The 12,909-nt window shown below is 64.8% G+C and carries 8 protein-coding genes and 1 tRNA gene; 6 read left to right on the forward strand and 3 right to left on the reverse strand.

Annotated elements, in window-relative coordinates:
- Positions 1-45: 45 nt before the first annotated feature.
- Entirely contained in the window at positions 46-2,244 is a 2,199-nt protein-coding gene (locus KC8_RS10335; protein WP_010126041.1) for a TonB-dependent receptor, read from the reverse strand.
- Positions 2,245-2,429: 185 nt separating this feature from the next.
- Between KC8_RS10335 and KC8_RS10340 the strand changes: the two genes are divergently transcribed.
- Complete coding sequence (locus tag KC8_RS10340; RefSeq protein WP_138956706.1) at positions 2,430-3,044, forward strand: TetR/AcrR family transcriptional regulator; 615 nt, start codon at positions 2,430-2,432, stop codon at positions 3,042-3,044.
- Between the two features lie 148 nt (positions 3,045-3,192).
- On the opposite strand, the gene KC8_RS10345 is transcribed toward KC8_RS10340, so the two are convergent.
- Positions 3,193-3,268, reverse strand: a tRNA-Thr gene (locus KC8_RS10345).
- Positions 3,269-3,427: 159 nt separating this feature from the next.
- On the opposite strand from KC8_RS10345, the gene KC8_RS10350 reads away from it, so the two are divergent.
- From KC8_RS10350 to KC8_RS10370, 5 genes are all read left to right on the forward strand, one after another.
- Positions 3,428-4,705 (forward strand): PAS domain-containing protein, encoded by a 1,278-nt coding sequence (locus KC8_RS10350; protein ID WP_010126043.1) that lies wholly within the window; start codon positions 3,428-3,430, stop codon positions 4,703-4,705.
- 198 nt (positions 4,706-4,903) lie between these two features.
- The gene (locus KC8_RS10355; protein ID WP_010126045.1) at positions 4,904-9,565 is read left to right on the forward strand and encodes an NAD-glutamate dehydrogenase domain-containing protein; all 4,662 of its coding nucleotides are present in this window, start codon (positions 4,904-4,906) and stop codon (positions 9,563-9,565) included.
- Between the two features lie 107 nt (positions 9,566-9,672).
- Positions 9,673-10,353: a PepSY-associated TM helix domain-containing protein gene (locus KC8_RS10360; protein WP_050805428.1), complete on the forward strand. Its 681-nt coding sequence runs from the start codon at positions 9,673-9,675 to the stop codon at positions 10,351-10,353.
- 5 nt (positions 10,354-10,358) lie between these two features.
- A complete protein-coding gene (locus KC8_RS10365; RefSeq protein WP_010126047.1) occupies positions 10,359-10,877 on the forward strand; it encodes a DUF2271 domain-containing protein in 519 nt (172 codons plus the stop codon).
- A 23-nt stretch (positions 10,878-10,900) separates the two neighbouring features.
- Positions 10,901-11,722, forward strand: a complete 822-nt coding sequence (locus tag KC8_RS10370) for a DUF4198 domain-containing protein (RefSeq protein ID WP_010126048.1) — start codon at positions 10,901-10,903, stop codon at positions 11,720-11,722.
- A gap of 4 nt (positions 11,723-11,726) precedes the next feature.
- On the opposite strand, the gene flhB is transcribed toward KC8_RS10370, so the two are convergent.
- Positions 11,727-12,863, reverse strand: coding sequence for a flagellar type III secretion system protein FlhB (gene flhB / locus KC8_RS10375; protein ID WP_010126049.1), 1,137 nt, complete (start codon positions 12,861-12,863; stop codon positions 11,727-11,729).
- Between the last annotated feature and the right edge of the window lie 46 nt (positions 12,864-12,909).

Here is a 12,909-nt window from a genome sequence, read left to right on the forward strand (position 1 = left end):
CCGTCACGTCATGCGCTGCACCGGCTGGCACGGCTATCGAATTGCTCACCATTTTACGGAGAAAGTCGCCTCAACGGTGCGCGGCGTGCCCGGGCGGCCCGCCACCGCCAATGTGTAGCTGGCCGTGGAAACGACATAGTCCTTATCGAGCAGATTGCGCCCGACCACGCTCACGCCATAACGGCCATCGCTGCTGTTCCAGCCCAGGCGCGCATTGAGCAGGCCATAGCTTCGCTGCTGTTCCAGATGACCGGTGATGCCGCCCACGCCATCATTGGCGGCACTGAAATAGATATCGTCCTGCCAACGATAATCGGCACCCAGATAGCTATCGCCGCCAAGGGCCGCAAAGGCATAGGTGGCGCCAAGGGTATAAGCCCATTCGGGCGCGTTGTTGAGGCGCTTGCCGCTGGCATCGAACGATCCGAAGATCGCCGAATAGGCCGCCGGATAATCGCGATACTTGGCATCCAGATAGGCCAGCGTGCCGTTGATGCTCAATCCTGGATACAGCCGGACCTCGCCTTCCAGCTCGACGCCATAGGTCCGCGCCGATGCGGCATTTTGCGTCAGCGCATAGGATGGCGGCACGAACAATGTGACCTGAAGATCCTTATAATCGTACCGGAAGGCGGAAAGGTTGAGGTTCAGCCTGCGATCGAACCAGCTGCCCTTCGCGCCAACCTCGTACGACCACAGCTTTTCCGGCCCGAACCCCGCTTCGGCGGTCGCTTTGGTCGTCGTGCCCATGTCGAACCCGCCGCTCTTGAAGCCGCGCGTGGCCGAGGCATAGAGCAGGGTGCTGCTATCGGGCTTGAAGTTGATGCCGAATTTCGGCGTCCATGCGTGATAGGTGTTGCTGGCATTGGCCACGAACGGATCATAAAAGCCGGGAATGCCCACCAGCGGCGGCGCGGCCAGCGCTTCATCGAGATCAAGCGATGCGGATGACGTCCACAGGAAATCGCCCGCCAGGGTTTTCTTTTCCTTCGTGTAACGCAGTCCGGCGACGATCGACAGCTGATCGGTAAAGTTGAATTCGCCCTGCGTGTAGGCCGCATAAGAACGGGTCTTCACCGTTGGCAGGCGGAAATTGCTGAATCCGGCCGCGGCGAGCGTGAACACCAGCGGTTCACGCACCCGTTCCTGGAAATAGAATAATCCCGCGAGAAGTGTCAGCCGATCCGTCTTCACCGTCAGCGAAAGATCTTCGCTATATTGTTCCTGATGCAGGTCCACCAAAGTGCGGCCGATATCGATCGAGCTGCCGTCGGGGTCATAACTCAACGTGCCGCGCAGCTTGCGCCAGGACGACAGCGATTTAAGCGTGACCGCGTCGCTCAACTCGTATCGCAGGTCCACCGCGACGCCGCCCGCCTTCTGGTCCTCGCTGTTCGTGCGGTTCAGCGACACCTTGTCGAAATCGCCCAGAATCGCGTCATCGGTGGGGACGCCCGTGGGCGCCAGTAGCTTGGAATAGCCGACCAGCCGGCCCTTCTGCCGGGTGTAGTCGGCGCGGATCGTGGCCTCACCACGTTCGCCGAGCGGGATGGCGACCTGGCCACGCAGCCCGACGTTGCGCTCGCGGCCCAGGCCGCCCCCGGTCGAAACATTATCGAAATAATTGCCGTGACGGCGATATTGGCCGGCGAGGCTGGCCTTGACCCCACCGCCCACGCCGCCGCTGACATAGGCCGACGCGTTGAACGCGTTGAATGTGCCGCCGCCGATCTGGACCTCGCCCGTTAACTCTTCGGTCGGCGCGCGCGTCACGACATTGATGGTGCCGCCCACCGAATTGCGGCCGTACAGCGTGCCCTGCGGACCGCGCAGCACTTCGACCCGCTCGACATCCAGAAAGCTGGAGAAATAGCCGAGCGTGCGTCCCAGATAGACGCCGTCGAGATGCACGGTGGAACTGGGATCGGTCCCCGCGAACGGATCGTTCGATCCGATGCCGCGGATGAATATCTGCGCATAGCCCGAAAAATCGGCGACTTGCAGGCCGGGGGCATAATCGGCGAGGCCGCGAATGTCGCTTACGCCGCGTTGGCCGAGTTGTTCGCTGGTCAGTGCGGTGATCGCGATCGGGGTGTCCCTGACCGTCGAAGCGCCGGTGCGAGAGGCCGTCACCACGATATCGTCGCCCGATATGCTGGCCGCGTCCTGCGCCTGGGCCGCGCCCGGAATGGCCGATGCGAACGCGCACAGCGCCGCTGTGGCAAAGAAGCGCCTGTCGAGCATGGGGATCCCTCCTGATGGGTACCCAACGGTACCTTATTGTTTATTTTATGCGTTGAATATTCTTAAATATAATTTTCCAGATAAATAGGTACTCATCAGTACGCAACAGAATTTTTGGGATCCGGCTTCCGTTGACGGCGGCGGGCCGCCCGCATAACGCTGCCAAGCGCAAAAAAGGGGGCGTCGTGGCTGACAGTAATGCAATGCGCTTGCGGCCGGGCCGGCGGCGCAGTCCGGATGTCGAACGCGCCATTCTGGATCATACGATGATGATCCTCATCCAACGCGGATTTCAGGGGCTGACGCTGGATCGCGTCGCGGCGGACGCCAGTGTCAGCAAAGCGACGATCTATCGGCGCTGGTCTTCAAAGGAAGAACTGGTGATCGCGGCGCTTGGCGCGATTCCGCCGATCGAACATGCGCGCGTGGGCAACGTCGTCGATGACCTGACGTCGTTCATCCAGACCTTCGTCGACCTGGTGAACAACGTGCCCGGCCAGCGCCAGGTGCAGACGCGAATGGTCACCATGCTCCCCTCGCTGTTCGCGCAAAGCGCCGACCACCCCGAATTGATGGACGCACTCCACGCCTATATCGCGCAACGCCAGGAACCGATGCGCCGCATCCTCGTCGAAGCGATCGAACGGGGGGAATTGAAGCAGCCGGACGATATCGAACTCGTCATCGATGCCATCATGGGTCCGGTCGTCCTGCGCCTCTTTTTGGGCGACGGCGAGATCGGGGAAGCCACTACCCGCGCAATAATCCGCCTGATCATCGACGGCATCAATGCCAGCTAGGCTGGTACGGGGGCAGGTGTCGCGGTGAAGCCGGGCGGGATGCGGCCCCCACAGCCACGCCCTTGCACCTTGGCTTTGTACCGTGCAAGCCAACTCAAATATATGGTTTCCGTGGCTTCTTGGCCGTCTCAAGCGCTTAGGATGAGACTGGTGCCGCTTACAGGACTCGAACCTGTGACCCCCGCATTACGAATGCGATGCTCTACCAACTGAGCTAAAGCGGCGTTCCAAGACGGCGGCCCTTAACAGCGTGTTTCGGGGATGACAAGCGCCCTTCCCCGCCGAACGCGCCCCGCATGCGATTTTACCAAACGTAAACCATGCCGTGCGCATGTTCAGGGCTACAGCAATCCCGGCAATCACGCCGCGCGGGGACAATTGGCATGGATACGTTGCGCGCGATCGACACGGAAATCGACGAATCCGGCGTCGAACCCCGCATGGACCCGCCCCCCGCGATCGGCACCGATGAGCGGCGGATGCACGTCCGTGCCTATAATTACTGGGTGTCGTTGCTCGATGGCCGGCCCTACCCGTCGATCCAGGATCTCGATCCGGCGGGGATCGAGGATTTTGGGCCGCATAGCGTATTGATGGATTTCAGCCGCGATCCGGAAAATCCGACGATCGCCTTTCTGGGCGCGGGCCTGCGCGACGAGGGCGAGCATCAGGACGGCATCGCATCGATCGCCGAAGTGCCCAGCGGATCGCTGCTGTCGCGTCTGACCGATCATTATCTGGAAATCATCGCCAACCGCGCGCCGATCGGCTTCGAGGCCGAATTTACCAACCACCGCGGCGCCAACACGCTTTATCGCGGCATCCTCATGCCATTTTCGTCCGGCGGGGAGGAGATTGATTTCGTCTACGGCGTGATCAACTGGAAGGAAGTCGTCACCCCCGAACAGGCCAAGGCGCTGAACCAGGAGGTGAAGCATTCGCTGCACGAAGCGCCGCCGGCCGTGGCGTGGGCCGATGGGCCGAATGCCGCCTGCGCGCCTTTCCCGGTCGCGCAGGAGCCGCGCGATACCGACTGGTTCGATGCCGAACCGGGCGAGGGTTATGATGCCACCGCCGATATCGGCCTGGCCGATCGCCTGGCGCTGGCCCGCGAAACGGCGGATGCGGTGCGCCATGCCCGCGCCCGGACGCGCGCGGCGCTCTACCGCGCGCTTGGCCTGTCTTATGATTTTGCGCTGGTCGCCGAAGCGCAGCCCGAGGATTATGCCGAACTACTGGCCGATTGTGGGCTGAAGGCGCAGGCGCGCGCGCCGATGACGCCGGTGGTGAAGCTGGTTTTCGGCGCCGATTATGACAAGACCCGCCTGACCGAATTTGCCGCGGCCTTGTCCTATGCCCGCCGCACCGGCGTGGGCCTGGGCGAACTGCGCGCGCTGCTGGAAACGCATGATGGCGGGCTGAAGGGCATCGTCGCGGCCGAACGCGCCGCGCGCCGCCCGGCCACGCGCCCCGCCCCGGCCGATCCGCGCACGCAGCTGCGCACCGCCCCGGCCCGCGCGCATGTCGATCTCGGCCCGGTCGAGGAGGAGTTTCTGCTGCTCGTTGGCCGGCGCGAAGCCAACGGATCGGTCGCGATCCTCACCCCCCTCGCCCCCGAAGACAAGATGCTCGAACGCGCGTTGCGCACCCTGGCCGGCTGACCCGCCGATTCGTTTCCGCAGAACGTAATTATATTACAAAACGCCTGCGCGACGCGGCCCGCCAGAAAGGCCGCGATCCCGCTTTGGGGCCGCGAATTGCTTGGCTTTGTCCCGCCTTGCGGCTGTCAAAGGCGGGGCGCATAAGTTTGTTCGGAACAGCCACAAGCGGCGACCAAGCCGCTGGCCAAGGAGCGGAACATGCCGGCTACCAGCCCGACGCCTGCCGATACGATCGATGATTCCATTGCCACCGCAATTGGCGAAGCGCTGACGCGCGGGGCGCTGCCCGGCGAAACCGATGGCCTGTCGGATGAGGAACGCGCCGCCGCCGCCGGCTTCGTGTCCGCCGCCGCCGCCGAACGCCCCCACGGGCGGGCGCTCGTCCGCCTGGAATCGGCCGGTGGCGAAGAAGGCCGCCGCCGCATGCGGCTGGCCGTCATCAACGATGACATGCCCTTTCTCGTGGATTCGGTGGCGGGCGCGGTAGGCGCGCACGGGCTGGCGATCCACCGCTTGCTCCACCCCGTCGTGCCCGTCCGCCGCGATGGCGATGGCCGGCTGACGGCGGTCCTGCCGGCCGATGCCAGCGGCGAACGCCGCGAATCGATCATCTATATGGAAATCGAGCGCGCCGACGCGCGCACCCGCCGCGCGCTGACCGACGAACTGGAAGCCGTGCTGGCCGACGCGCGCGCCGCCGTTACCGATTGGCCACGTTTGCAGATCGCCTTGCGCGACGATGCCGATCGCCTGCCCGATGGCGAAGGGGCCGCCCTGCTGCGCTGGTTCGGCGATCGCCATTTCACGCTGCTCGGCCACCGCATCGAACTGGCCGATGGCAGCCATGGCGCAGCCCTTGGCATCCTCGCCAACCCGAAAGCCGCAATCTGGAGCGAGGAATCCCGCCAGGCGGCGCTGGCCCGGTTCGAAACCGGCGGCGAAGCGCCCCTGATCCTCAAGGCCGATCGCATCGCCACCGTCCACCGCCGCGTGCCGATGGACCTGATCGTCCTGCCCCACCGCGTCGATGGCCGGATCGCCGGCGTATCGGTCCATGCCGGCCTGTGGACCAGCGCCGCCTTGCGCGCACCATCGGACAAGGTGCCCGTGCTGCGCGCGCGCCTCACCGCGCTTGATGAAAAATACGCCTTCGATCCATCGGGCCACGCCGGCAAGGCGCTGCGCCATGCCTTGTCATCGCTGCCGCACGACATCCTGGTCGCGGTGGGCGCAAGCGGGCTGGAAACCCTCGCTTTGGCGGCCATGTCGCTGGCGGATCGGCCCCGGCCCAAGCTGGTGCTGGTGTCGTCCGCGCTCGAACGCCATCTGTTCGCCTTTGTCTGGCTGCCGCGCGATGACCTGTCGACCGGGCGCCGCGTCACCATCGGCAAATTGCTCGAAGAACAGGCCGGCGCCACCATTTCCAGCTGGGCCATCGAACTGGGCGACGGCGATGTGGCGTTGATCCGCTACACGCTCGATCTCAAGCCCGGCGCTGCCATACCCGATGCTGCGGCCCTCGACATCGAACTGAAACGCATGGTGCGCGGCTGGAACCCGGCGGTGGAAGCCGCGCTGGCCGAACAGGTTGGCGCGGGGCTGGCCGCCCGCATGACGCTGGCCTTCAGCGCGGCTTTTCCGCCAGCCTATCGCGAACGCTATCCGGCGGATGAGGCCGGACGCGACATCATTTGCCTGCGTGCGTTGAACGATGCCGACGATCGCAGCGCCCGGCTCTACCGGCTGCTCACCGATGATCCACGGCGGTTGCGGCTCAAATGCTATCGGCTGGGCGGGCTGATCCCGCTGTCCGATGCCGTGCCGGTGCTCGAAGCATTCGGGTTTCGCGTGCTCAAGGAAACACCCACCGCGCTCGATGCCGGCGCGCTGGGCTACATCCACGAATATCTGCTCGAACTCGATGAAACGATCGATCCCGATGCGCTGATGGCGCGCGCCGGCGTGGCCGAACAGGCGATCGCCGCGGTGCTTGCCGGCCACGCCGAAAATGACGCCTTCAACCAGTTGATCGTAACGGTCGGGCTGGATCCGCAGGCCGTGATCCTGTTCCGCGCCTGGTTCCGCTATCTGCGCCAGACCGGCCTTGCCTATGGGCTGGATACGGTGGCGCAGGCGTTGCGCAAGGCGCCCGTCGTCGCCCGCCGGATCATCGATCTGTTCGCCGCACTCCACGATCCGCAACGCGCGGGAACCAAGGAAGCCAAGGCCGCCGAAGCCGCGATCGACGCCGCCCTCGCCAATGTCGCCGCGATCGACGACGATCGCATCCTGCGCCGCATCCGCGCCGTGGTGCAGGCAACGCTGCGTAGCAACGCCTTTGCCCCCGCCGCACAGGAAGCGCTGGCGTTCAAGCTCGACAGCGCATCCATTCCCGGCCTGCCTGCCCCCCGGCCATGGCGCGAAATCTGGGTCTATTCGCCACGGGTGGAAGGCATCCATCTGCGCGGCGGCCCGATCGCGCGCGGCGGCCTGCGCTGGTCCGATCGGCGCGATGACTTCCGCACCGAAATCCTCGGGCTGATGAAGGCCCAGCTGGTCAAGAACGCGGTGATCGTGCCGACCGGGGCGAAGGGCGGTTTCTATCCCAAGCAACTCCCCTCGCCCGCCGTCAACCGCGATGCGTGGCTGGCCGAAGGCACCGAAAGCTACCGCATCTTCATCCGCTCGCTCCTGTCCGTCACCGACAACATCATCGAGGACAAGATCATCCATCCCGAAAAGGTGGTGATCCGCGATGATGACGATCCCTATTTCGTCGTCGCCGCCGACAAGGGCACGGCCAGCTTCTCCGACGTCGCCAACGCCATCGCGCTCGACCGCAAATTCTGGCTGGGCGATGCCTTCGCCAGCGGCGGATCGCAGGGCTATGATCATAAGGCGATGGGCATCACCGCGCGCGGTGCATGGGTGTCGGTGCAGCGCCATTTCCTTGAAATGGGCGTCGACGTGCAGAAGGAACCGATCATCGTCGCCGGCTGTGGCGACATGTCCGGCGACGTGTTCGGCAACGGCATGTTGCTGTCGAAGACGCTGAAGATCGTCGCGGCGTTCGATCATCGCCACATCTTCCTCGATCCCGATCCCGATCCGGCGGCCAGCTGGAAGGAACGCGCGCGCCTGTTCAAACTGCCGCGTTCGTCGTGGGACGATTATGATGCCGGGCTGATTTCCAAAGGCGGCGGCGTCTTCCCCCGCACGCAAAAGGAAATTCCGGTATCGAAGGAAGCCGCCGCGATCCTCGGCATCGCAGCCGGGGCGATCGATCCGTCGACACTGATCGCCGCGATCCTGAAAAGCCCGGTCGATCTGCTGTGGTTCGGCGGGATCGGCACCTACATCAAGTCGCGCGACGAAAATAACGCCGAAGTGGGCGATCCCGCGAACGACGCCCACCGGGTCAATGGTGAAGATGTCCGCGCCAAAGCGATCGGCGAAGGCGCGAACCTTGGCGTCACCCAGGCCGGCCGTATCGGTTTCGCGGCCAAGGGCGGGCGCATCAACACCGATTTCATCGACAATTCGGCCGGCGTCGATTGTTCGGACAATGAAGTCAACATCAAGATCCCGTTGAACCGCGAGATGATCGAAGGCCGGCTCACGTTCGACGATCGCAATGCCCTGCTCGTCAGCATGACCAACGATGTGGCAGCGCTGGTGCTGGAGGATAACCGCCTCCAGACGCTCGGCCTGTCGCTTGCCCAGCGCGGCGGGGCGGCGGCGCTCCCCGCGCAGGTCCGTGTGATCGAAATGATGGAGGCCGCCGGCCGGATCGACCGCATCGTCGAAGGGCTGGACAGTTCGGATGAACTGTTGCGCCGCGCGCAGGACCAGCGCGGGCTGACCCGGCCCGAACTCGCCATCCTTCTCAGCCATGGCAAGCTGGCGTTGCAGGCGGCGATCGAACTGACCGATCTGGCCGATGATCCGCTGCTGACCCCGTTGCTCCATGCCGGCTTCCCGGCGGCGATGCGCGATCGGTTCGCCACCGCGATCGATCAGCATCGCTTGCGCGGGGCGATCATAGCCACCCGCATGGCCAATCGCGTCGTCAACCGGCTCGGCCTGATCGCGCCGTTCGAACTGGCCGAAGAAGAAGGCATCAGCCTTGCGCAGGTTGCCGCGGCCTATTTCGCCGCCGACGCGATTTTCGGGCTGGAGGGCATCTACACCGCCATCGAACAAGCCAGATTGTCCGAAGATGCGCGCTTCCAGTTGCTCGAAGCGACATCCGCCTCCGCCCGCCTGCACATCGCCGATCTGATCCGCGTGGGCGGGGCGGAAATGAAAGCGGGCGAAATCGCCGGCAAGTTCGGCGAAGGTGTCAGCCGGCTGGATGCGGCGGCCGAAACGCTGCTGCGTCACGAAGCGCGGGTTCAGGCCGATGCCTTGCGCGAACGGCTGCTCGCCGCGGGTGCCGATGGCATGCTGGTCAAACGCATCGTCCGGCTCGATGAACTGGACGGCGCGGTGGGCACGGCAGCCCTTGCCCAGCGGCTCGGCGTCGATGAGGTCGCCGCGACCACCGCTTATGTCCGTCTCGGCGAAGCGCTGGGGCTGGACTGGGCCAAGGCGGCGGCGATTCGCTTCGTCTCGTCCGATCCGTGGGAACGGCTGCTTGCGGCTGGCCTCGCCCGCGATTTCGAACAGCTCCGGCTCGATTTCCTCACCCGTTCGGGCAAGGGCGATCCGCTGCCGATGGTGGAAACATGGCTCAAGGCGCATGACGCCCGCGTCACGCAGTTTCGCGGCCTCGTCGATCGGGCCCGTACGGCGCCGGCCCCCACCGCCGCGATGCTGGCCCAGATCGCCAGCCAGGCACGCGGCCTGCTGATCCGCTAACCGCACACGTCCCCTCTTTCCAGCCCGGAAGGAGGGGACTGATTTGCGATCCATTCGCAAGAATAGGATTGTTATCGCGAATCACTCGCGTTATGCGGGCCTTGACCATGCAGGAATATCCGCCCGCCATCCCGTCACCCCACGAGGGGTCTCAACCTGGGGCTAAACCGCGCCGGAACAAGGCCGCCCGCACCTTCTGGCTGAAGCAGCTCCACACCTGGCACTGGATGAGTTCGGCGATCTGCCTGATCGGCCTTTTGCTGTTCACCATCACCGGCATCACCCTCAATCACGCCGCCGAAATCGAAGCCGATCCGGTGACGGTGGAACGTGAAGCACAGCTGCCCGCGAACCTGATGGCCACTGTCGCGCCCGATGATGGCGACGATGTGAAAAAGCCGCTGCCCGCCCCCGTCGCCGCGTGGATCGGCCAGGCATTGAACGTGCCGACCCACGGCCTCGCCGAATGGTCGGTCGATTCGGTCTATCTGCCCCTTCCCCGCCCCGGCGGCGATGGCTGGGTGTCGATCGACCGCGCGACCGGCGCGATCACATCGGAAGAAACGTCGCGCGGCCTCGTCGCGTGGCTCAACGATCTCCACAAGGGCCGCAATTCCGGCACGGTGTGGAAATGGTTCATCGACATTTTCGCGGGCGCGTGCCTGATCTTTTCGATCAGCGGCCTGTTCCTGCTCCAGCTTCACGCGTCCAAGCGGCGCAGCACCTGGCCGATCGTCGGCGCCGGCCTCGTCATCCCCGCGATTCTCGCCGTCTACTTCATCCATTGAGGACCATGATGCGCACCACGACCCTCAGCCTTGCCGTCACGGCCACGCTGGCCACCCCGGCTGCGGCCGCCGGCATCGACGTCACCGTCACCATCCCCCAGCTCAAGGTTGCCGAATATCATCGGCCCTATGTCGCGATGTGGATCGAACAGCCCGGCCAGCCAACCGCGACCACCATCTCCGTCTGGTATGACGACGACATGAAGGCCAATGAAGGCACCAAATGGCTGCGCGACGTGCGCACCTGGTGGCGCAAGTCCGGCCGGTCGATGAAGTTCCCGGCCGCCGGCGTCAGCGGCGCGACCCGCGCGCCCGGCCCGCAAAAGATCAGCTTTGTCGCCGGCAAGGGCGGGATGCCCAATCTGGCGCCGGGCAATTACGTCCTGATGATCGAAGCCGCACGCGAAGTGGGCGGGCGCGAAATGCTCCAGTTGCCCTTCGCCTGGCCCCCCAAGCCCGGCCAGACGGTGCGCGCTGCCGGCAAGGCCGAACTCGGCCAGGTCGTCGCCACCTTCAAGCCCTGATCTGACAAGAAAGGACCGCCATCATGCGCCTTCGCATTTCCCATCTGCTCACGGCCGTCGCCGCGCTCGGCCTCGCCACCAACGCTGCGCAGGCCCATCGCCAGTGGATGCTGCCGTCGTCGACGATCGTTTCGGGCGATGATGTCTGGGTCACGGTCGACGCTGCGGTATCGAACGACCTGTTCTATTTCGAACATCAACCGCTCCGTCTCGACGGCATCAAGGCGTGGGCGCCCGATGGCACCGAAGCGAAGATCGAAAATGGCGCGACCGGGCGCTACCGCAGCACCTTCGATGTCCATCTGACGCAGAAGGGCACCTGGAAGATCGCCAATTCGGGCGGCGGCATTCAGGGCAGCTACAAGCTCAACGGCGAAGAAAAGCGCCTGCCACGCGGCACCACCGCCGATCAGCTGGCCACCGCGATCCCCAAGGGCGCAACCGATGTGAAGCTGTCCGAAGGCTGGAACCGCAACGAAATCTTCGTCACCGCCGGCGAACCGACCGATACCGTGCTCAAGCCCACCGGCAAGGGGCTGGAATTTGCGCCCGTCACCCACCCCAATGATCTGGTCGCGGGCGAACCGGCCACCTTGCGCTTCCTGATCGATGGCAAGCCGGCAGCGGGCCTCAAGGTCACGGTGATCCCCGGCGGCATCCGCTATCGCAACGCGCTTGGCGAACGCGATTTCGCCACCGACGCCAATGGCGAAATCAAGGTCGATTGGGCCGAACCCGGCCTGTACTGGCTGAACGCGACGGCGACCGACGCCAAGGCGACCACCCCCGGTGCCACCGAACGGCGGCTGGGCTATGTCACCACGCTTGAGGTGCTGGCGCCCTGATCCGCTAAGCTGTGGGGCGCCCTTCTTCATCGAAGCGGGCGCCTTCCGGCACGGCGATTTCGGGCTGGGCGATCCCTTCGGCCATCGCCCGATCGATGTTGAACACGAACGCGATGATCGTCGCGACGGCCAGATACAGATCATCGCGGATCATCTGGTTGGTGCGTGTGGTATAGTAGATCGCACGCGCCAGTTGCGGGTAACTGAGCATCGGCACGGCATGTTCGCGCGCCAGTTCGCGGATCGCGTCCGCCGTCGCGCCACGCCCGCGCGCCACCAGCACGGGCGCGGTATCGAAGCCGGGGCGATAGCGTAGCGCGACCGCAAAATGGGTCGGGTTGGTCAGGATCACCGTCGCCTCGGCCACGGCCTTGCGGCCCGACATGCTCATTTCATGCTGACGACGGCGTTGTGCCTGCTTCAGTTCGGGCGATCCTTCATTTTCCTTATGCTCGCGCTTCACCTCGTCCTTCGTCATCCGCAGGCGGCCGCCGCGCTGGAAGATTTGGGCTGGAATATCGATCGCCGCGATCGCGACCAGCGCCAGCGCCATCACCATCACCGCAAACACGAAACTGGCCCCCAGATCGATGATCGCCTGGCGGATATCCTGCGACGCCAGCCCCCCGATCATCGCTGCCTGATCCGCGAGTAGCCACCAGCCGACCGCGCCCAGCACCAGCACCTTGGCCAGCGACTTGCCCAGTTCGATCAGCCCCTGCATGCCGAAAATGCGCTTGATGCCGCTCAACGGATTGAGCTTGTTGCCCTTGAACGCGACCGCCCCCCAGCGGAAGCCAAGCGAGCCGAGAGCTGCCGGCGTGCCGATCGCGGCCAGCATGGTCAGGCCGAACAGCACGACCAGCGGCACCGCGATGAAGCCAAGCATCACCACCGCGGCACCCAGCGGATTGAAATCGGTCACGGCGGAACTGTCGAAGGTCAGCGAGGCACGCAGCATCTCTTCCAACGCGCCGACCATCCACGGCCCAGCCAGCGCCAGCCATGCCGCCCCGGCCAGCACGACAAGCGCGGTGCCCAGTTCGCGGGATTGAAGAACGTCCCCCTTCTCGACCGCCTCGCGCTTGCGCTTCTCGGTCGGGGCTTCGGTCTTCTGGTCCTTGTCGGCCTCTTCGGACAAATGTCCCTCCAAAGGTGGAGCAACATCAGTGCGGCAACAGGGTTAA

Origin of the sequence: Sphingomonas sp. KC8, assembly GCF_002151445.1 — a bacterium.
Taxonomy (GTDB): Bacteria; Pseudomonadota; Alphaproteobacteria; order Sphingomonadales; family Sphingomonadaceae; genus Sphingomonas_E.